This window comes from Microcystis sp. BLCC-F209 (assembly GCF_041928595.1).
Lineage (GTDB): Bacteria > Cyanobacteriota > Cyanobacteriia > Cyanobacteriales > Microcystaceae > Microcystis.
In genome coordinates, this window is the sequence record NZ_JBHFLL010000027.1 from 22,945 (window position 1) to 42,747 (window position 19,803).

General features: G+C 41.9%; 23 protein-coding genes and 1 pseudogene. 17 read left to right on the forward strand and 7 right to left on the reverse strand.

Annotated elements, in window-relative coordinates; all coding sequences use genetic code 11:
• Nucleotides 1–108 precede the first annotated feature (108 nt).
• Entirely contained in the window at nt 109–288 is a 180-nt protein-coding gene (locus ACE1AQ_RS01990) for a hypothetical protein (protein ID WP_008195813.1), read from the reverse strand.
• A gap of 629 nt (nt 289–917) precedes the next feature.
• Here ACE1AQ_RS01990 and ACE1AQ_RS01995 point away from each other — a divergent pair.
• The 5 genes from ACE1AQ_RS01995 to ACE1AQ_RS02015 all read left to right on the forward strand — a co-directional run bounded on the left by ACE1AQ_RS01995 (nt 918) and on the right by ACE1AQ_RS02015 (nt 5,525).
• Nucleotides 918–1,115, forward strand: coding sequence for a hypothetical protein (locus tag ACE1AQ_RS01995; RefSeq protein ID WP_002760112.1), 198 nt, complete (start codon nt 918–920; stop codon nt 1,113–1,115).
• Complete coding sequence (locus ACE1AQ_RS02000; protein WP_008207425.1) at nt 1,112–1,366, forward strand: type II toxin-antitoxin system RelE/ParE family toxin; 255 nt, start codon at nt 1,112–1,114, stop codon at nt 1,364–1,366. The genes ACE1AQ_RS01995 and ACE1AQ_RS02000 overlap by 4 nt, the downstream gene beginning before the upstream one ends.
• 108 nt (nt 1,367–1,474) lie before the next feature.
• Entirely contained in the window at nt 1,475–1,894 is a 420-nt protein-coding gene (locus ACE1AQ_RS02005) for a XisH family protein (RefSeq protein WP_110543421.1), read from the forward strand.
• Complete coding sequence (locus tag ACE1AQ_RS02010; RefSeq protein WP_002803043.1) at nt 1,882–2,223, forward strand: XisI protein; 342 nt, start codon at nt 1,882–1,884, stop codon at nt 2,221–2,223. Before ACE1AQ_RS02005 ends, ACE1AQ_RS02010 begins: the two co-directional genes overlap by 13 nt.
• Nucleotides 2,224–2,831: 608 nt before the next feature.
• Nucleotides 2,832–5,525 (forward strand): DNA methyltransferase, encoded by a 2,694-nt coding sequence (locus ACE1AQ_RS02015; RefSeq protein WP_110543419.1) that lies wholly within the window; start codon nt 2,832–2,834, stop codon nt 5,523–5,525.
• 47 nt (nt 5,526–5,572) lie between these two features.
• Here the strand turns inward: ACE1AQ_RS02015 and ACE1AQ_RS02020 are convergent, their stop codons facing one another.
• The 3 genes from ACE1AQ_RS02020 to ACE1AQ_RS02030 form a co-directional block, all read right to left on the reverse strand.
• Nucleotides 5,573–5,992, reverse strand: coding sequence for a PIN domain-containing protein (locus ACE1AQ_RS02020; protein WP_110543416.1), 420 nt, complete (start codon nt 5,990–5,992; stop codon nt 5,573–5,575).
• Nucleotides 5,982–6,239, reverse strand: coding sequence for a hypothetical protein (locus ACE1AQ_RS02025; RefSeq protein ID WP_008207408.1), 258 nt, complete (start codon nt 6,237–6,239; stop codon nt 5,982–5,984). Before ACE1AQ_RS02025 ends, ACE1AQ_RS02020 begins: the two co-directional genes overlap by 11 nt.
• Before the next feature lie 204 nt (nt 6,240–6,443).
• Nucleotides 6,444–6,692 (reverse strand): Ycf34 family protein, encoded by a 249-nt coding sequence (locus ACE1AQ_RS02030; RefSeq protein ID WP_002795917.1) that lies wholly within the window; start codon nt 6,690–6,692, stop codon nt 6,444–6,446.
• 94 nt (nt 6,693–6,786) lie between these two features.
• On the opposite strand from ACE1AQ_RS02030, the gene ACE1AQ_RS02035 reads away from it, so the two are divergent.
• Nucleotides 6,787–8,031, forward strand: a complete 1,245-nt coding sequence (locus ACE1AQ_RS02035; RefSeq protein ID WP_110543414.1) for a CCA tRNA nucleotidyltransferase — start codon at nt 6,787–6,789, stop codon at nt 8,029–8,031.
• Nucleotides 8,032–8,418: 387 nt separating this feature from the next.
• On the opposite strand, the gene ACE1AQ_RS02040 is transcribed toward ACE1AQ_RS02035, so the two are convergent.
• Both ACE1AQ_RS02040 and ACE1AQ_RS02045 read right to left on the reverse strand, forming a co-directional pair.
• Nucleotides 8,419–8,868: a DUF6933 domain-containing protein gene (locus ACE1AQ_RS02040; RefSeq protein ID WP_110543411.1), complete on the reverse strand. Its 450-nt coding sequence runs from the start codon at nt 8,866–8,868 to the stop codon at nt 8,419–8,421.
• A gap of 346 nt (nt 8,869–9,214) precedes the next feature.
• Entirely contained in the window at nt 9,215–10,033 is an 819-nt protein-coding gene (locus ACE1AQ_RS02045) for a carbon-nitrogen hydrolase family protein (protein WP_008207396.1), read from the reverse strand.
• 86 nt (nt 10,034–10,119) lie between these two features.
• On the opposite strand from ACE1AQ_RS02045, the gene ACE1AQ_RS02050 reads away from it, so the two are divergent.
• The 8 genes from ACE1AQ_RS02050 (at nt 10,120) to ACE1AQ_RS02085 (ending at nt 14,130) form a co-directional block, all read left to right on the forward strand.
• Complete coding sequence (locus ACE1AQ_RS02050; protein WP_110543408.1) at nt 10,120–10,752, forward strand: HAD-IB family phosphatase; 633 nt, start codon at nt 10,120–10,122, stop codon at nt 10,750–10,752.
• 452 nt (nt 10,753–11,204) lie between these two features.
• On the forward strand, nt 11,205–11,882 hold the full coding sequence (locus ACE1AQ_RS02055; protein WP_110543406.1) for a choice-of-anchor R domain-containing protein: 678 nt from the start codon (nt 11,205–11,207) through the stop codon (nt 11,880–11,882).
• A gap of 484 nt (nt 11,883–12,366) precedes the next feature.
• The gene (locus ACE1AQ_RS02060; protein ID WP_253257650.1) at nt 12,367–12,666 is read left to right on the forward strand and encodes a PIN domain-containing protein; all 300 of its coding nucleotides are present in this window, start codon (nt 12,367–12,369) and stop codon (nt 12,664–12,666) included.
• 16 nt (nt 12,667–12,682) lie between these two features.
• Nucleotides 12,683–12,898, forward strand: coding sequence for a hypothetical protein (locus tag ACE1AQ_RS02065; RefSeq protein ID WP_106908972.1), 216 nt, complete (start codon nt 12,683–12,685; stop codon nt 12,896–12,898).
• A 1-nt stretch (nt 12,899) separates the two neighbouring features.
• Nucleotides 12,900–13,217, forward strand: a complete 318-nt coding sequence (locus ACE1AQ_RS02070) for a DUF4258 domain-containing protein (RefSeq protein ID WP_002755280.1) — start codon at nt 12,900–12,902, stop codon at nt 13,215–13,217.
• Nucleotides 13,156–13,434, forward strand: coding sequence for a YgiT-type zinc finger protein (locus tag ACE1AQ_RS02075; protein ID WP_002755282.1), 279 nt, complete (start codon nt 13,156–13,158; stop codon nt 13,432–13,434). Before ACE1AQ_RS02070 ends, ACE1AQ_RS02075 begins: the two co-directional genes overlap by 62 nt.
• A 136-nt stretch (nt 13,435–13,570) precedes the next feature.
• Complete coding sequence (locus ACE1AQ_RS02080) at nt 13,571–13,855, forward strand: hypothetical protein (RefSeq protein ID WP_106908973.1); 285 nt, start codon at nt 13,571–13,573, stop codon at nt 13,853–13,855.
• The gene (locus tag ACE1AQ_RS02085; RefSeq protein WP_110543402.1) at nt 13,852–14,130 is read left to right on the forward strand and encodes a hypothetical protein; all 279 of its coding nucleotides are present in this window, start codon (nt 13,852–13,854) and stop codon (nt 14,128–14,130) included. The genes ACE1AQ_RS02080 and ACE1AQ_RS02085 overlap by 4 nt, the downstream gene beginning before the upstream one ends.
• Nucleotides 14,131–14,381: 251 nt before the next feature.
• Here ACE1AQ_RS02085 and ACE1AQ_RS02090 read toward each other — a convergent pair whose 3' ends face one another.
• Nucleotides 14,382–15,149 (reverse strand): ABC transporter ATP-binding protein, encoded by a 768-nt coding sequence (locus ACE1AQ_RS02090; RefSeq protein ID WP_110543400.1) that lies wholly within the window; start codon nt 15,147–15,149, stop codon nt 14,382–14,384.
• A gap of 456 nt (nt 15,150–15,605) precedes the next feature.
• On the opposite strand from ACE1AQ_RS02090, the gene ACE1AQ_RS02095 reads away from it, so the two are divergent.
• The 3 genes and pseudogenes from ACE1AQ_RS02095 to ACE1AQ_RS02105 all read left to right on the forward strand — a co-directional run.
• Nucleotides 15,606–16,682 (forward strand): AI-2E family transporter, encoded by a 1,077-nt coding sequence (locus tag ACE1AQ_RS02095; RefSeq protein ID WP_106908975.1) that lies wholly within the window; start codon nt 15,606–15,608, stop codon nt 16,680–16,682.
• A gap of 154 nt (nt 16,683–16,836) precedes the next feature.
• Nucleotides 16,837–16,980 (forward strand): annotated as a pseudogene (locus ACE1AQ_RS02100) (transposase); the annotation flags it as partial.
• A gap of 176 nt (nt 16,981–17,156) precedes the next feature.
• Nucleotides 17,157–19,803: S8 family serine peptidase (locus ACE1AQ_RS02105; protein WP_374807756.1), on the forward strand; the 2,647-nt coding region annotated here is incomplete at its 3' end.

Below are 19,803 nucleotides of genomic sequence, written 5' to 3' on the forward strand. Positions count from 1 at the left end.
ACCCGTTTTCTACTCATGCACTCATGCAAAAGGGGGAATACATAATCAGTTTTTAATAACTAGATTTAGTATGACAAGCAACTCGTTATCACCCCTTCAGCGGTCACATTAGATTGAAACAATCTGAATTTCCCTGACTCGGTGCATTGGTTTGGTTGGCTTTTTGGTGGTGATTAGTTCATCAGCTTGAATTTGCAGCGCAGCAGCAACATGAAGTGCATCCATCGCCGCTAAACCGTAAGTGCCAGGAATTTCATGACTCACTGCATCCTCCTCGACGTGCAGCAAGTTCTTGTTCTATTTCGTCTTCATTGAGCAGTTGCAATCCAGCCGAAATTGCCCTCTGTCGGATTTTCCATAACTTTTTGCTTAATGGTGTTTGGGGAATAAATTTTAATTATATCTATTACTTCGCTACCATTATTATTCAATTCTTTAATTAAGTAGGTAGGCGTTAAAAGTTGTCAGATGCCCCCCTTATCAAGGGTGGATCCCCCCGCCTATCGGCACCCCCCTTATCAAGGGGGGCAGGGGGGATCGAACCTAAAATCCATTTTTAATTTAATTATAACCAGCTACTTAAGAAGTCTAAAGATGGCATAATTACTTATTCCGAATATTGGTATTTAGGCATTATTATAGCATTCCAATTTTCTAAAGTCAAACCCTCAACTCTAGCTAAATTAATACCATTAGTTTGTAGAATAGGAAATACTTTTTAATCTTTAATTCTTAGGATAAGTTGAGGTATAGTTTCTCATCTTAACTTTAATTGGAGCGATCGCTGTTTTTTAAGTTTGAGAAGGGCGATCGCTGTTTTTCTGTAAAGGCGAGAGTGGCGATCGCTGTTGAGTTGAGGATGAAGGAGAAATTTGAGCTATAATAGGGGATAAAATTAACAAACAAGGTAATTATCAATGCCATTAAAGCAAAAGTATATTACTGATGAACAGGGTAATCAAATCGGTATTCTTTTAGATATAGAGGAATATCGAAAACTCCTAGAAGATTCTGAAGAATTGAATGCTATTAGAGCCTATGATTTAGCTATTTCGGAAGAGGAAGAAATTCCTTTTGAAGAGGCGATCGCCGAAATTGAAAATAGTCGTCAATGAATTACACTATTGCGATTAAAAAACAAGCTTCTAAGGCTTTAGCTAATCTTTCCCAAGATAGTTATCAGAAAGTTCGAGACGGGATTAGAGCATTAGCTGACAATCCAAGACCAGCAGGGTGTCTCAAACTGACAGGACGAGAAGGTTGGCGGATTCGGATTGGAGTTTATCGCGTTATTTACGCGATAGATGATTCCGCAAAAAAGGTGATTATTCTAGATATTGGACATCGAAAGGACATCTACCGATAGGCGATCGCGTTTTTAATAAAAATTTGGAAGAGGCGATCGCTATTTTACTGTGAGAAGAGGAGGGCGATCGCTTATAATAAATCCAGTGATCAAAATAGAAGGAGGCAAATGCCAGCAAAAGACCTCTATCACGAAGCCGTTAAAAATGCCTTAATTAAAGACGGCTGGACAATTACGGCTGATCCTTATCCTATTGAATATGAAGACGCTGAATTGTATCCAGACCTGGCGATCGAGAAATATATTTCCGAAGAACAAAGACAACGTAAAATTATCATTGAAATTAAAAGCTTTCTTGGCCCTTCAATGATCAAAGACTTTGAAATGGCTTTGGGGCAATATATTTTTTATCGTGATCTTATTCAATTAGGACAAGATGAATACCAAGAAATCTATCTGGCTATTAAAGATGAAATTTATGAGACTTTTTTCCAACGAAAATCTATTCAAGCCGTTATTCAAAGACACCAATTAGATTTATTAGTTGTCAACATCGAAAAAGAGGAGATTGTCCAATGGATAAACTAACTAACTATCGCCAAATTATTCAAAATACCTTAACAAAGCTAGACACAATTGCGAATAGCTCATCCAAAAAAAAACTAGAAACCTGTTTAATTTTTGATGAAAATCATGATCATTATCTATGGATGTCTATTGGTTGGATAAACAAAAAGAAAATCAACAATATTCAGATTCATATTCGTATTAAAAATGAAAGAGTTTATATTGAACAGGATTGGACAGAAATAGGAATCACCTCTCAATTATTAGAAGCAGGGATTCCCAAAGAAGATATTGTTTTAGCATTTCATGATCCTGCAAGTCGTAAATTAACAGAATTTGCTATTGCTTAATCAGGGGCGATCGCATTTTTAGCTGAGGTTAAGAAGGGCGATCGCTGTTTTTCGGAGTTTGAGAGGGGCAATTTGAGCTAAGTACCTAAGCAAAATTAATTACACATATCTAACCACCTCTTGCCTCCTGCCTTTTGCCTATCTTCACTAGGAAATTAATTTTGCACGACTACTTATAATAGGGGAGAAAATTAACCTAAAGATTCAGGTGCCTCAAACGCATTCACAGAGAGGCTTCTACAATCTCAAAACTCGCCAAACTAACAGATTTATTCTCAATAAGCACGAGAATTAAGGCTTTTAGCATTTCTTTCTTAATGAGAGTGAGTATTTTGGCATAATTCGCCCAAATGCTTACCTAGTATAGGTTTGACTGCTTTAATCGTCGATTGATTTGGTTTGATTCAATGGAAAATCGGCTCTCCCCTCCAGACACAGAGGACACAAAGATCGATCGATCATAGAGTAAGTTAAACTGATCACACAGAACCTAGAAGAGCCTGAATTATGAATTATGAATTATGAATTATGAATGATGAATTATGAATTATTGTGTAAGATGGTGATCGCACTACAACGCCCACCCTACTCCAATGGAAAGGCAAAAGATGACTACTACTCTTGAAAGCTTACAGGAATTTATTGATTTTTGTCAACAGCACATTACTGGCAAAGAAAGGAAAGAAGCTCAGATTTTCCTAGACCGTTTCTTTCGAGCTTTTGGTCATAAGGGTGCGTTAGAAGCGGGTGCAACCTATGAGGAGGCGATTACTAAAGGTAGCAAGAAAGGTAAAACAGGATTTGCTGATTTAGTTTGGAAACCTCGTGTTTTAATTGAAATGAAAAAGCGAGGAGAAGATTTAAGTAAGCACTATCCCCAAGCTTTTGAATACTGGAGTCGCTTGGTTCCTAATCGCCCTCGCTATGTCTTATTATGTAATTTTGATCAGTTCTGGATTTTTGATTTTGATCTTCAAATAGATGAACCGGTAGATCGAGTAAATCTCAACGATTTAAAAAATCGGGTCAGTGCCTTCAATTTTATGGAAGTAGGGAATCGTACCCCTATTTTTCAGAATAATCAAGTCGAGATTACAGAAACGGCCGCGCGGCGGATGGGTGAGTTGTTTCAACTGTTAAAAAAACGCGGTCATAAAAGCGGTTTTGATGAGTTGACGGCCCAGCGATTTATTTTGCAGTGTGTATTAGCAATGTTTGCTGAGGATCGAGGATTGTTACCAAGAGATTTATTTATTTCTTGTGTACAAGAATGTCTAAATGGTGGCAATTCCTATGATGTCTTGGGGGGATTATTTCAACAGATGAACCAACCCGGAATTACCCCCACTGGCAAGTATCAGGGAGTGGATTATTTTAATGGGGGACTGTTTAGTATAATTCATCCAATTCAATTAACTAATGAAGAATTAAGGTTTCTCGATGTGGCGGCGCGTCAGGATTGGAGTAAGATCCGTCCAGCAATTTTTGGTAATATTTTTGAGGGGACAGCTAATGCTGAAGAACGTCATACTTACGGGATGCACTTTACATCAGAAGCGGATATTATGAAAATTGTTCGCCCAACTATTAGCCGTTACTGGGAGGAGAAAATTGAGCAAGCTGGGACGATTGGCGAGTTAAATACACTTCAGTTAGAATTACAGCAGTATAAGGTATTAGATCCGGCTTGCGGTTCGGGTAATTTTCTCTATGTCGCCTATCAAGAATTAAAGCGCATTGAACAGTTATTAATTGAAAAGATTGCTAACCGTCGTCGTTCTGCTAGTGACCAATTACAGATTAGTTTTGTTACGCCTAAACAGTTTTATGGAATGGATATTAATCCTTTTGCTGTAGAATTAGCGCGGGTGACTTTAATGATTGCCAGAAAGGTGGCGATTGATAAGTTTAATTTGACGGAAGCTTCTTTACCTTTGGATACTTTGGATAGTAATATTATTTGTGCTGATGCTTTGTTTACGGATTGGCAAAAAGCAGACGCAATTATCGGTAATCCTCCATTTTTGGGAGGGAAAAAGTTAAGAACAGAACTAGGAGATGAGTATGCAGAACAAATTTATCAAAAATTTCCTGATGTTCAAGGACAACCTGATTTTTGTGTTTTTTGGTTTAGAAAAGCTGCGGAAAATCTTGGGGAATTAGGAAGAGCCGGTTTAGTTGGTACTAATTCAATATCACAAGTTTCTGGGAGAAAAGCAAGCTTAGATTATGTGGTTAAGCAAGGTGGATTTATACATGAAGCGATTTCAACTCAGCCTTGGTCTGGTGAAGCTAACGTTCATGTTAGTATTGTTAATTGGAGTAAAGAAAGACCAAAAGAATTATTTCTAGATAATTTGTCAGTTAATTTATTATCTACTGCATTGAAATCTGAAATATCAGTAGATAATGCTGAAAAAATAAAAGTTAATAATAATTTTTCTTTTCAAGCTTGTGAATTAGCAGGAAAAGGATTTGTAATAACGGAAGAAGAAGCTAATAAATGGATTGAGTTAGATTCTAAAAATCAACAAGTTGTCAAACCTATGTTAGATGGAAAAAATTTAATTAACCTTTTTGAACAAAAGAGTTGGGTTATTGACTTTGATAATATGGCTCTTGAAGAAGCGGCTGAATATATCTTACCTTTTACAAGAGTAAAAGAAAAAGTTAAACCAGAAAGGGATAATAATAAGCGCAGCACACGCCGATTAAATTGGTGGAAATATGGGGAAACAAGACCAGGAATGAGAAAAGCTTTAGCTGTCCTATCTTGCTATTTTGCCATTCCCAAAATCGCTAAATATATTGTTTTTTCTCCGGTTGATGTGTCCATACTTCCCTGTGAAGCAAATATGGTAATAGCCTCCGATGATTTCTACATTCTAGGAATTCTCAACTCAAAAATACATCGCCTCTGGGTAAAAGCTCAAAGTTCAACTTTAAAAGGCGATACTCGCTATACCAATACAACCTGTTTTGAAACCTTCCCTTTTCCCCAGACACCTTCACAGGAACTTGTCAAAAAAATCCGTCAAACCGCCGGGGAATTACACGAATACCGCAGCCAACAGATGGAGAAAAAACAATGGGGAATCACCAAACTATATAACCAATTCTTTAACGAACCCAGTAGCCAACTGTATCAACTCCATCAGAAATTAGACAAGCTAGTAATGGAGGCCTATCACTTCCAAGCTGACGACGACATCTTAGAGAAACTATTAACCTTAAACCTGGAATTAGCAGAAAAAGAGAAGCGAGGAGAAACCGTCATCGGTCCCTGGTCTCCTTACTCTTAGTGAGTAACGCACAGAAAACGGGTTTCTCGGAGAAACCCGTTTTCTACTCATGCAAAAGAGATGTCTATTGAAACAATCTGAATTTCCCTGACTCGGTGCATTGGTTTGGTTGGCTTTTCGGTGGTGATTAGTTCATCAGCTTGAATTTGCAGCGCAGCAGCAACATGAAGTGCATCCATCGCCGCTAAACCGTAAGTGCCAGCAATTTCATGAGCATTCTGTATAATTTTTTCTAAGTCAGTTGCCCAGTAATTAACAGCCAGAAAAAATGTTTCGTAAAATTCTATTTCTTCTTGTTGCTTGTTAAAAGTTGCTTTAGGCAATACTTCTAACTGAACAAATCGACTGGAGGCAAACTCCCGATTTTCATCGTTGAGAATTTGATAGGCTTTGATACTGGCTGATTGGATGCCTTGGAAAGCAGTAATCAGTACGCCAGAGTCTATGTAGGCTTTCCTATGACTCACTGCACCCTCCTCGACGTGCAGCAAGTTCTTGTTCTATTTCATCTTCATTGAGCAGTTGCAATCCAGATGCGATCGCCCGATGTCGGATTTCCCATAACTTTTTGCTTAATGGTGTTTGGGGAATAAATTTAGCTTCTGGTGTTGTTTGTGACTCAGATTTAAGTATTTGAACAAATTGCCAAACTTTTTGTTGCTTTTCCGGGGTCAATTCTCGCCATTGTTCAAGTAGTTCTTCTTCTTTATCCATAAATACCTCGCTCTTAAATTATGAATTGTTTGATTTTAAGCAATGCTCATTAATAAAAACCACTCCAGACACAACGGTTAGGAACTTTTTCTACATACATGACTACCATTCCACGGGTACAGCAAGAAAAGTTCACGGGTCTATCCATTGCTGGATAAGGGTTTTTGGCTCTTGTAGTAGATATGTATGGGTAGTTCAGGTGTTTTAGGTGGGAACTGGTTCACCCGGCCGCAAACTAGACCATTTACCAGTTTCGCGTAAAAAGCTTTCACAACCCACCACATCCCACTCCATTTCGATATAATCTTCTTTGGTGCGAATGTTAACGTTAATAGAAGGGTTCTTCGCTTCAAAGTCCGGTGTCTCGGTGAGATGACGTTCCTGATGTTGTGTTTCTACGGCATGATAGGTGAGACAGCGATCAACAAAATAGCAGTTAATACAAATACACATAGGTTTAACTCTATAGGTCTTTTCCGTTAATCTAGCTCAGTCTCTCCCCAAATAGGGCCGGTAAAAATTATATTTTTGTAAATTGCTCTTCTCGATGTCTTGTCAAAAAAACCTAGATAGTTTAGTTAAAGAAGTTTTTGCGATTAATCAGCAAGAATTGCCAGAAAATGCTTATTTAGTCGGTGGTGCTGTGCGAGACGCTTTATTAAACCGTCAGAAAGACTATATTGACCTAGATTTTGTGGTTCCCGAAAAAGCGATCGAAATTGCTCAAACTATTGCCCATCATTATAAAGCGGGTTTTGTGGTTTTAGATGCCGTTCGTCAAATTGCTCGCGTCGTTTTTCCCCAGGGGACCCTTGATTTCGCGCAACAGGAGGGAGAATCTCTAGAAATAGACCTAAAAAGACGGGATTTCACCGTTAATGCTCTCGCTTATAATCTCCACACCCAAGAAATTTTCGATCCTTTAGGGGGATTAAAAGATTTAGGCTGCCAATCCCTGCGGATGATTTCCCCCGAAAATCTCCAAGATGATCCCCTAAGATTATTAAGGGCCTATCGACAAGCGGCTCAATTGGACTTTGAGATCGAACCCCATACCCGTGCAACTATTCGTTCTCTTGCCCCTTTATTGCACCGTGTAGCCGCCGAAAGGGTACAATCCGAGTTGAATTACCTTTTGCTCAATTCCCGTGGGAATAAATGGCTAAAAAGTGCCTGGGAAGATGGCTTATTATCTCTCTGGTTGCGTCGGATTACCCCCGCAAAAATGGAGCGAGTTATGGGGGTGGAAGCGGCAGCGGGATTTTTAGAATCTTTGTTACCAGAAAAATTTATCTTTTCTCCTTCTCAGTTACAGTTGACAAAATTGGCCCTATTGGTATCGGATGTTTTAGCAGAAGCGGAAAAAGAGTTAATCGATCTCAAGTATTCCCGTGGGGAAATTCGCACGGTAATCACGGTGATTAAGTGTTTACCTCCCCTCAAGGAGCCAGATAATTTAAGTCTGCGGGAACAGTATTTTATTTATCTAAATACGGGAAAAGTATTTCCTGTCTTTGCCCTTTTTGCTTTATCAATGGGGATTAACAAAAATATCGTCGCTTCCCTGTTGACTTCCTATCTCGATCCCGATAATATTATCGCCCATCCCCGACCTTTATTAAGGGGCGATGATTTAATTAACCATTTACACCTGAAACCTAGTCCGATTATCGGTAAGTTATTAACCGAGGTACAAATTGCCCAAATTGAGGGCCAAGTTACAGTTTTTCAGGAGGCGATCGATTTTGCTAAAAAGTTGTTAAGTAGGTGGGTGGAATTAAATATAAAATGAACGTAGGTTGGGTTGAAGCATGAAACCCAACGCCCGCATGGGTTACGCTACCGCTAACCCATCCTACAAATAATTGTGCCTACCTACTTATAAGTAGCTGGTTATAATTAAATTAAAAATGGATTTTAGGTCTGATCCCCCCTGCTCCCCTTGATAAGGGGGGTGCCGATAGGCGGGGGGATCTACCCTTAATAAGGGGGGTGTCTGACAACTTTTAACGCCTACCTACTTAGCAATTGTTCACAGTTTGGAGAGTTTTATATGTTAATCAGAGTTTTAGATTCGGATTGAGTCTCAGGGTTTCGACTTATCCAAAACTCAGATTTATTTAGTTTTAAGCTGTGAAGATTGGGGAGCGTTTTCTCCTTAGATTAAAACACGACCGTTTTATTGTACTCCCTTCGATTGATTCAAGAGATTTTGGTAACATTCGGTCGGGGTACGGTAAGATAAATATTTAAAGGGAGTCTGATTAATTATTTCTGCAAATCTTTCGTTATCAACCGCATTGTACTGATCTAATTTAGCGATTAAATTCTTCATGTTATTCATGGAGCTTACCAGACTCCTATTCTCGGATTTGAGATAATGAATTTCAGGGGAATCGCCCTCATGCCGATCAATGGTGGTAATTTGAGCGATAATTCCCTTAATTCCCTGCTTGTACGAAGAAATTAAGGTGTATAAAGTCTTTTCCTGAGTAATGAGAAAAATACCTCTCTTCCTGAGATCGAGGACATCAATTCGCCAAGCATTATTATCGGCGATAAAATCTTCTCTTGACTGCACTTCTCGTTGAAGTCTTTCGGCCGCTTTGCTTGATAAAATCAGATTCATCTCTAAAAATAAAGTTAATTATTTAATATTATAAACCAACTAGATTTTTGGTTCTTCGTTACTTGGTATGGTTCGATAGGGGGGCATAAATGGACTAAATCCTTATCTGGCAAGAGATTTAATTGATTAGTTCGCTCTAGATCGAAAACAATTAACAAAAATCGCCAAATGTCTTTCTCTATAAGAGTTTAATTCCTTATAACCCTGTACGTTGCATAAGACAAACCGAAGAACCCTAATTAGGTTTGAGATTCGACCCTTGTTATCAGGGAGCAATGTTACGCGAAAAAACCGAGTTAAATCCCAAAATTAGGCGTTTTTATCGACAAAATTGTCGAATCGAATTTTAAACAAAAACACGATGCTGCAGAGAAGGCATTTGTCGTCGCACCTGTTGCAGACGTTGGGGATTAATTTCGGCAATTGCCACCCCCGCTTCTTCCCCCGCGTCGGCTAAAACCACACCCCAAGGATCGATAATCATAGCGTGACCGTGGGTGTAACGGCGTTCGTAATTATTGCCCGTTTGAGCAGGAGCTATTATATAACAAGTATTCTCGATCGCTCGCGCTTGTAACAAAACTTTCCAATGATCTTTGCCGGTAAAAGCCGTAAAGGCCGCGGGTACAAATAAAACATCGGCTCCTTGCTGCGATAAATAGCGATAGAGTTCGGGAAAACGCACATCATAGCAAATCGAGAGGCCAATTTTGCCCAAGCTATCGGAGCCATAAATCGGCGGTAAATCGATCCCTGCCATGACTGTACTCGATTCCTGATAGGTGTTACCATCCGGAACATTGACATCAAAGAGATGGACTTTTTGATAACGGGCTAATTCCGCACCGTTGCCATCGACTAAAATAGCCGTATTATAAGCCTTATCGGGAATACCCGTCACCGGCACGGGAAAACCACCCCCTAAAATGGTCACTTGAAACCGTTGGGCCATGGTGCGGAGGAATTTATCGGCTTTTCGAGCAATAGTCTCGGCCTGGGCGATTTTATCGGTTTCTGCCCCCATAAAAGCGAAATTCTCTGGTAAACCGATTAATTCCGCCCCTTTACCCACGGCAAGTTCGATCAACTCTTCAGCGGCAGCGAGATTTTTCTCTAAATCCGGCTGACTGGTCATTTGAATGGCGGCGGCGAGATAGGATTTCATGGGGGTTGAAGCTCTAGAGTCAGATAATCTCTGTAAAATTAATCATAACCTTCGATTATATCCAATTTCAGATATTTTGTCACCCCATGAGTAAAATTGTTTTCTGTGACTTTGATGGCACTATCACCGCCGTGGAAACTTTTGCGGGTATGCTCAAAGAATTCGCCCCCGATTTATCGGCCCAAATTATGCCCCAAATGTACGCTCGCACTCTCAGTCTGCGCCGGGGTGTCCGTCAACTACTAGAGTCGATACCGAGCCAAAAATACGCCGATATTCTCGCCTATGCCGAAAGCAAGCCAATTCGCCCCGGATTAGCCGAATTTCTCGCTTTTTTACAGGAGCAATCCATCCCTTTTATTATTGTCTCCGGTGGTATCCAAGGCATGATTGAAACGGTCTTAAAACGGGAGGGACTATTAGATAAGGTGACGGCAATTTATGGGGTCAATCTTCATACTCAAGGGGAATATCTGCAAGTTCACTCCGATTGGGAAAATGAGACAGAATTAGTGGCTAAAGCCTTGATTATGGCCAAATATTCAGGAGTAGAAACTATTGCGATCGGTGATTCCGTTACCGATATTACCATGGCTAGAAGGGCCGATCTAGTTTTTGCTAGGGATCGTTTAATCGATTATCTGCAAGCGGAAAATCAACCCTATATTCCTTGGGATAACTTTTTTGAGATTCGTGAATATCTGTTATTGAGAGATTAGGGATTGGCTGTTAATTAGGTAGGGGTTAAAAATTGTCAGATACCCCCCTTGGATTAAGGGGGGATCAAAGAGGGCGAATGCAATTCGCCCCTACAATAATATTATTGCGCCAATGGTAGGAGCGCACTGTGGTCAGTGAGTTTATCGAACTGCGTGCGCTCTGTAATATAGATATTTCGACCAAATTGAGATTTACTACCCTACTCTTAAGGGTAACAATAATTATAAATTTTTGTAAATTTGTGTTGGTTTACACTTGACAAAATCGGGGGGGGTAGAATCCCGTTGTTGCTCTGTCTTGTCATTGAGGAACTAACTTAAAATTTAGTGATTGGCAATTTTGAAAAAACCAATTTTTCTCCCTTGCCAATGTCGCTTAATTTGAGATTTTTTCCTTTAAAGGACAGTCAGGACATTTGTTTGTTTATTTGTTTTGAGGAAAATTTCCGAACATGAAAACTTCGACTGTGCTTAAAAATTTATCGATAGTTAGTGCTGGAGCAACATCTATTGCTCTTGCAACCATGGGAACAGCGTCAGCATCTATAATTTTTGATGGGGGTGGTCCAGATCAACAGGATGGAAATGAAATGACGCAATGGGTACAGACAGAGGATTTTATTCTTAGTCAGGATATTGGGACAAGGCTAACAGATGTTCATTTCTGGACGTTTGAGGATCCAGGTGCATGGGATGGAACCCTCGACTACTTTGTATTCGCAAATGCAGGCGGTCAGCCGGCCGGTACCCCCTTTGCTCAAGGCGCAGGGGCTAACGTGGTGAAGACGGCAACTGGCAACCAAACTTTTGGTCTCAACGAATATGCTTATTCGTTCGATCTTCAGACTCCTCTCGATTTATCGGCAAATACAACATACTGGCTAGGTTTACACCTTTCCAGCAACTTTGACCGGGACGAGATTTATTGGAGTTGGAGTACAACAACTCCAGGTGTTGGTTCAACAGGTCAAGAATCCTTCGGCGGGACTTTCAACAACTGGTCTAATAATGGACAACACCATGCTTTTTACCTAACAGGTCAAAAAGTCCCCGAACCTGCTTCAGTCTTAGGTTTACTTGCCATCGGTGCTTTGGGTGCGGGTGCAGCCTTGAAGCGCAAATTAAAATAAAAAACTGGTCAATCTAGCTTTAAATTAGCAGCGATCGCGCTATATTGATAAAGTGCGATCGCTTTTTTGGGTTATAATAAGACCTCTTGCAAAAGTCTTAAGTCGATCCTTGTACAGCAACATTTTTTAAGATTATCAACTACTAATAAATAATTAACTGAAAGTCCCTCCCATTATTGTTTCTATCGTTTGTTTTCGGATTTATGCAAGAGGTCTATAGTAGAAGTGTGAATGACTAAAGTAAAATTGAAAGTCTATCTTGATACGAGTGTTCTCAACCGAATCTTTGACGATCAGACTCAAGCCAGAATCTATTTGGAGTCAATCTCGATGCAATTAATTTTCCTGCTGGTGGAGAATGAAACAATAGAAATTGTCTCTTCTGATGTGCTAGTAAGTACCTAAGCAAAATTAATTACACATATCTAACCACCTCTTGCCTCTTGTCTCTTGCCTCTTGCCTATCTTCACTAGGAAATTAATTTTGCACGACTACTTATATGAAACCCAGCGAAATCCTTACAGCGACCGCCGCACTTTTGTCGAGCTAGTCCTGCAACAAGCTAGGCACTTTCAACTGATTACGGAAGAGGTCTTAGCAAGATCGCAGCAAATCGAAACCTCTGCTAAAATTAAAGGAGTAGATGCTTTGCATATTGCTTGTGCCGAAGCTATAGAAGCAGACTACTTCATTACCTGCGACGATCGAATGATTAAAAAATACAGTGGCACTCTTGCTGTTAAAACTCCTGTGGAGTTTGTCGCCATTATTTTCAACGCTTGAATTGAGAAAAATTACTATGAAAATTCAAACAGATTTGACGATTCCTGAGATTGATGAAATTAGAAAAGAGGGAGTTAAAGCTCTTGTAGAGAGATTGGGAATTGCTAAAGCGGCCTTCTTTCTAAGAGAAACAGCATCCCAACCTCTAAATTATTTAGAAATTAAAGATCAGTTATTTGGCGAAATGACAGCGAAGGATATTTACGATCAAATTAAAGGCGGCTATCACTGAAATGATTGAGGAAATTCGTCAAAAAGTTAGACAAAACCAATTGGAATTTTCTCAACACGCTGTCAATCAAAGTATCCTGCGTCAGATCAGTGTTCAAGAATTACGGGAGGCGATGGAACAAAGCGAAATTATTGAAGATTATCCGGCTGATAAGTATGGTGCAAGCTGTTTACTTTTGGGATTTACTCTAATTAATAGAGCCTTACACATTCATTGTAGCTATCCCTCTCGCCCTTTGCTCAAAATTATTACCCTATATGAACCCGATCCAAATTTATGGATTGATTTTAAATCAAGGAGAACACCAGATGTCAACTAATTCTAGACAAGAAACCTTAATTGAACAAGAAGTTACCTATACCCTTGAAATCAATGGCAATTTTTTCATTATAGAAAATGTCCCCGCTAGAGTCTGTGTAGAAACGGGAGAGCGTTTTTTTGCACCAGAAACTGTCGAACGCTTGCAGGAAATTATCTGGGAAAATAAGCGACCAAAACGGGTAATTGAAACACCAGTATTTGACTTTGCTAGTTAGTGTTTAATAGAAAACTGGCAAATCGAGCAACAATTGAAGTCTTAAATTAGGGGCGATTGCGCTATATTGATAGAGGGTGATCGCTTTTTTGGGTTATAATAGTTAAAGACACGATAAATTGATTCAAGTCAAGCCCATGCCACTAACTCTTAATTTAACAGCGGAAATCGAACAATATCTCAGCCAAAAAGCGAGGGAGAAAGGTCTTTCTCTAGAAGCTTATGTCCTAAAGTTGCTCAAGGATACTATTTTAGAACAAGAACAACAGACCAAACTGGTTAATTTACTTCAATCTTGGATTGATGAAGAAGATGAACAGGAACAACAAGAAACCGGTGAATATTTAATCGAAGCACTCGATCAAGATCGTTTATCTGAGCGTCCTTTATTTCCGGCTCACTTAAAGGGAGTAACTTGGTGAATAGAGTAGTTTTATTAGATACGGGAATTATCGGTTTAATTACTAATCCTAAGCGAGCGCCTGAAAGTCTAGCTTGTAATTGTTGGCTACAAACGCTAATTAAAGCAGCTATTAGGGTTATTCTTCCAGAAATTGCTGATTATGAGGTGCGTCGAGAGTTGTTACGCACTAACAAGATTAAAGGAATTAAGCGACTGGATGAGTTAGCATGGGTTACGCTACCGCTAACCCATCCTACAAATAATTGTGCGTCCGTACTTATGACAAAATATTGATCGGGAGAAACTTTAACTCTTTTTTTGACTATCTCTGGTAATTAAATAATCATTGTTAAGTAGCTGGTTATAATTAAATTAAAAATGGATTTTAGGTTCGATCCCCCCTCAGTCCTAGGGTTGATTCATAGTAGGGTTGATTCATGAATCAACCCTACCCTTAGTCCCCCCTTGATAAGGGTGGTGTCTGATAATTTTTAACGCCTACCTACTTATCTCCCATTAACCTGAAGAGTATTTATCTAAAATCTTTATTCATCCCCTAAATAAGCTTCAATCACTGCGCGATTCTCCCTGACTGTGGCTGGATCTCCCAAAGCGATTAACTTACCGAAATCTAACACGGCAATGCGATCGCATAATCCCATCACTAAAGGCACATGATGTTCGATTAACAGGACCGTTAAAGCTAAATTATCGCGTATTTGTCGAATTAGCTGACTTAATGACCCCTTTTCGCTGGGATTCATCCCGGCTGCCGGTTCATCGAGCAGTAATAACTGGGGTTGCAAAGCTAAAGCGCGGGCAATTTCCAAGCGTCTTTGATCACCATAGGCTAAATTACGGGCTTTTCGGTTGCTTTGGTCGGTTAATCCGACTAAATCTAATAATTCCCCCGCTCTTTTGTAGGTTTTTTCCTCCTCCCTTCTCGAAACTGGTAAACCCAAAATTCCCGTCCAAAGATTGGAGCTATTGTGAATGTGACCAGCGATCGCTACATTTTCTAAAGCCGATAATTCACCAAATAAGCGCAAATTCTGGAAAGTACGGGCAATTCCTGCCTGAGCGATCTGGTGAGGACGATAATTCGCCAGACTGTCGCCTTGATAAATTAAATCACCACTGGATAGGGGAATTAAACCGGTGATCAGATTAAATAAAGTCGTTTTTCCCGCCCCATTGGGTCCAATTAAGCCAAAAATCTCGTTTTTTTGTACCTGAAAGGAAACCCCATCGACGGCGACTAATCCCCCAAATCGACGGGTGGCTCCCCGCACTTCTAATAAATTTGCTGGCATCCTTGTTAACAGATTAAATTAGTCGATTTTACTCGATCAAGACGGTTGGAAGTAAGCATTGCACTGACCAAAAAAAGATATTTCTCAGGAGATTTACCCTGAAAGAATCAGTTATCAAGATTTATTGGGCAATTATTTTGATCGGGAAACATTTTACACAATCCCCACCAGATCAGCAAGAAGGCTCACCACTACTAGCGAATCATACCAAATCCGTTTTTAATAGTGTGATTAACTCCCAAGTTATGAATTGTTTCTCCCCGCTCCGCTCTCCCCACCTCCCCCCGCAACGCGCACGAAGTGGTCTTCCCTCTCCCTAATTCATAATTCATAATTCATAATTCATAATTCCCACTCCCCTATACCTTCTAAACAGGATTTAGTATCACTACCCATAACGAAAAACTGCCATAATTGCAGAAATGTCCTCATCTAGCCAAAAGGCGATCGCTATTGATGAAAAATGACGCTAAAATTATCGATCTCGTTATCCGGCTGTTTTTTCTCGGCCTGTTGTTATTTGCCGGTTTCACCCTGCTGCGTCCCTTCCTAACCATGATCCTCTGGGGAGCAATTCTAGCGATCGCTTGGTATCCGATCTTTCTCTGGTTAAAAAAGTTACTCGCTGGCCGGGCGAAACTAGCCGCAGTTCTCCTCACCCTACTTTGTCTAGGGATTATTATCGGTCCGGTGAGTGGCATTGCAGCGGTTCTGGCGGGTAATCTGCGAACGCTGGCCGAGTATATCGATACTGGTGCGGCGGTGATTCCCCCTCCCCCCGACGATGTGGCCACCTGGCCGCTAATTGGCGAAAGGATTGCTAGTCTCTGGCAGCAGGCATTCGATAACACGGGTCAATTTCTTCAACGCTTCGAGCCACAATTAAAAGAACTGGGGAAAATCTCCCTTTCTCTGGCCACCAGTACCGGTCTGACGGTGCTGAAATTTATCGCCTCGATTCTGATTGCGGCAGCCCTCACCCTCTCGGCTAAAAATCTGACTCGCCCGATGAACCGATTAGCGGAAAAGATCGCCCCAGGTCGAGGAATTGCGCTGGCCGGTCTGACCGCCTCCACCGTCCGCAATGTTAGCCGCGGTATTATTGGTGTTGCTATTATCCAGAGTCTTTTGATCGGCATCGGTTTAGTGACGGTGGGAACGCCTGCGGCCGGTTTATTAACTCTCCTCACCCTAATTTTGGGTATTCTCCAAATTGGCCCCGGTTTGATTGTCTTGGGGGCGCTCATTCACGCTTGGGTAACACTACCCCATTCCATCGCCCTATTATTTACCCTCTGGATGATTCCCGCCACCTTGGTGGATAATTTTCTCAAGCCGATCTTAATGGGGCGCGGTCTGCCCATTCCCATGGTGGTGATTCTGTTAGGGGTGTTCGGGGGAGTGATCGCCTACGGGATTATCGGTTTATTCCTCGGACCGGTTCTGCTCGGTCTCTGCTACGAGTTAGTCAGAGCTTGGATTGCTGAGGATAGCCCCGAATCGTTGGTAAATAGCCATGATCAGCCAATCTAAGGGCGGATATGTCTAATTTTTACCTTAATCTTTCCAGGGAACTTAGGAAACAAAGATTAATTTAGCCACGGTTCGGGTTAAGCAGATTGAGGTAAAAGCCACTACATCTAAAGGGAAGGTTTCTTCTGTTAGTGACAGCAAGCAATCAAACCGCAGTTATTTCCAGCCAAGGACAACGAATGGATTAGTCGAGGGAATCAACAATAAACTTAAACTAATAAAACGAAGAGGCTATGGCTTTAGAAACTTTCGGAATTTTTGGGTTAGAAGTAGGTTGTCTTGGCATCTTGTATGTTAATTTAGCATAATCAGTAACAAAGAGCAGGCTTGTCTTTTGCCTAACCATAAACAGGAAGAATTGAACACCCTCAAGTGATTGACCGATTGATTTTGGGAAAATAGGGTGTGCCTGGTGATGAAGACAACAGAAGTAATTTCTTATTAGAAGTCAGTTCTCATTCATTTAGTACATATATGCCATCTCTAGAAGACTCTTTGAATTTCGAGCAATCCTTCCCAATCACCTTTGATGTAACAGGTTCCGGCGATTTAAGTGTATCGAGCGCAACTCCTCCCCCTCTCTTAGGAGTCTTGAACTCTAACCCCTCCCCATCTACATCATCCTCTGAGGCTCCTACGGTTCCCCCAAGTGTTTCAGTCTCCCCTGCTGCTAAGAGTTCCCCATTGTTTCCCGCTTCTCTTAGTATTAACTCTTCTGGTTATTCCACCAGTCCAGCGGTGGGTCTTACTTCTCTACCCACCGCTGCCCCCGTCAGCACCAGTCCAGCGGTGGGTCTTACTTCTCTACCCACCGCTGCCCCCGTCACCTCAGAGCTAAAACCTGCAGCAACTAGCACTATTGCCCCCCATGCTCCCAATCAACTCATTGTCAAGTTTAAACAAGGGATCGCCACCGCCCAAGCTGCTCAGTTTCACTCCCTCTTTGGTGCTGTTAAAACCCAGAAGATTAAACTAACGGGGGCAGAGATTTGGAAATTATCCGGGTCGCTCTCTGTGGAGAAGATTCTGGCACAACATGGCTCCAATCCGATTTTTGAATACATTGAACCCGACTATATTGTGACAAAAGGCACAATTAGTCCCCAGGCGACATTCCCCAATGACCCCAGTTTTAATCAACTTTGGGGATTGCATAACACTGGACAAAGTGGCGGTACTGCCGATGCCGATATTGATGCCCCTGAAGCTTGGGATATTCAAACCGGCGATCCTAATCTAGTGATTGGGGTTATCGATACGGGGGTTGACTACAATCACCAAGACCTAGTTGGCAATATCTGGACAAACCCAGGGGAAATTGCGGGAGACGGCATTGACAACGATGGCAATGGCTACATTGATGACATTCGCGGTTGGGACTTTGCCTATAACGACAATGACCCCAGTGATGTTCATGGTCACGGAACCCATGTTTCGGGAACCATTGCTGGCAAAGGTAACAATGGGGTCGGTGTGACGGGGGTGGCCTGGAATGCCAAAATCATGCCGCTGAAGTTCCTTGATGATACGGGGTCAGGCTCTACCTCCAATGCCATTAAGGCAATTAACTATGCGACGGACAAAGGAGTTAAGCTCACCAATAACTCTTGGGGAGGTGGCGGTTATAGTCAAGCGCTCTACGATGCGATTAATGCGGCGGGTCAGGCGGGGGCTTTATTTATTGCGTCGGCTGGTAATAGTGCACAAAACACTGACACAAGCCCCTCCTATCCTGCCAGCTACAACTTAGATAATATTATTTCCGTTGCTTCCACCACCCGCACCGATTCCCTCTCGTCGTTTTCCAACTATGGTTTAACCAGCGTAGATTTAGGCGCACCTGGTTCAGCGATTTACAGTACCACTCCCAACAATACCTATGCCACCTATTCAGGGACATCCATGGCCAGTCCCCATGTAACTGGGGCGGCGGCTTTGTTGTGGTCACAAAATCCTACCTGGACAGCCCAACAGGTGAAAAACACCTTAATGAACACGGGGGATTCTATTGCCGCTCTAGCCGGTAAAACGGTTTCTGGTAAGCGGCTCAATGTGTTTAACGCTTTGGCGGCGGCTAACTTACCTTCTGTAACCGTCAGCGTCAGTCCGGCCAGTGTGCAGGAAGACGGTACGACTAACTTAGTTTATACCTTTACTCGCACTAACTTAAACCTGAGTTCTCCCCTGACCGTTAACTTCGGGGCGAGTGGCATAGCCAACGCCGTCCCGGTGGGAAGCGACCCAGCCGATTACAACGTATTAACAGGTAGTGGTGTCACCTTCGACCCGACGACAAAATTGGGAACCGTCACTTTTGCCGCCGGTGCGACAACGGCAACGGTCGAGGTTGCTCCGATTGCTGACACCATTGCCGAAATCGCTGACGAAACAGTGGCTCTCGCGGTTAATAGTGGAACTGGTTATATTGGCGGTTCACCCGGAACAGCCACAGGAACGATTGTTTCTGAAGAAACCCTACCGATTTTTAGTAACCCTAACCCGATTACTATTCCTGATGGTGGTACGAGTAGCCCCTATCCTTCCACTATTAATGTTTCAGGCTTAAGCGGTAATATTAATAGCCTGAAAGTAACGCTGACAAACCTGAGCCATACTTGGCCCGATGATATTGATGTATTACTGGTCGGTCCGACGGGAGCCAAAGCCTTATTAATGTCTGATGTGGGTGGCTCAGATGGTGTTAGTAATGTCACTCTCACCTTTGAGCCGACGGCAACCTCCTTCTTGCCTGATTCAGGGCTAATTACCAGTGGCAGTTATAAGGCCACAGACTTTGAAACCACTGATATCTTTAACTCGCCCGCTCCCGCTGGCCCCTACGGTACGGATTTCTCGGTCTTTAACAACACCAACCCCAATGGAACCTGGAGCCTCTACGTTGTGGATGATGAGTCTCCAGATGGGGGAACTATTGCTGGTGGTTGGTCACTGCTCATTGACACGGCAGCAGCGACGAAATCAATCTCGATCGCCAAAACCACCGATGGTAAAGAAGCCGGTTCAGCGAGCAATGTCTTTACCCTCACCCGCACCGGCGACCTCTCCAGTGCCTTAACGGTTAACTACACCTTGGCTGGTACTGCTACCCTCGGCAGCGACT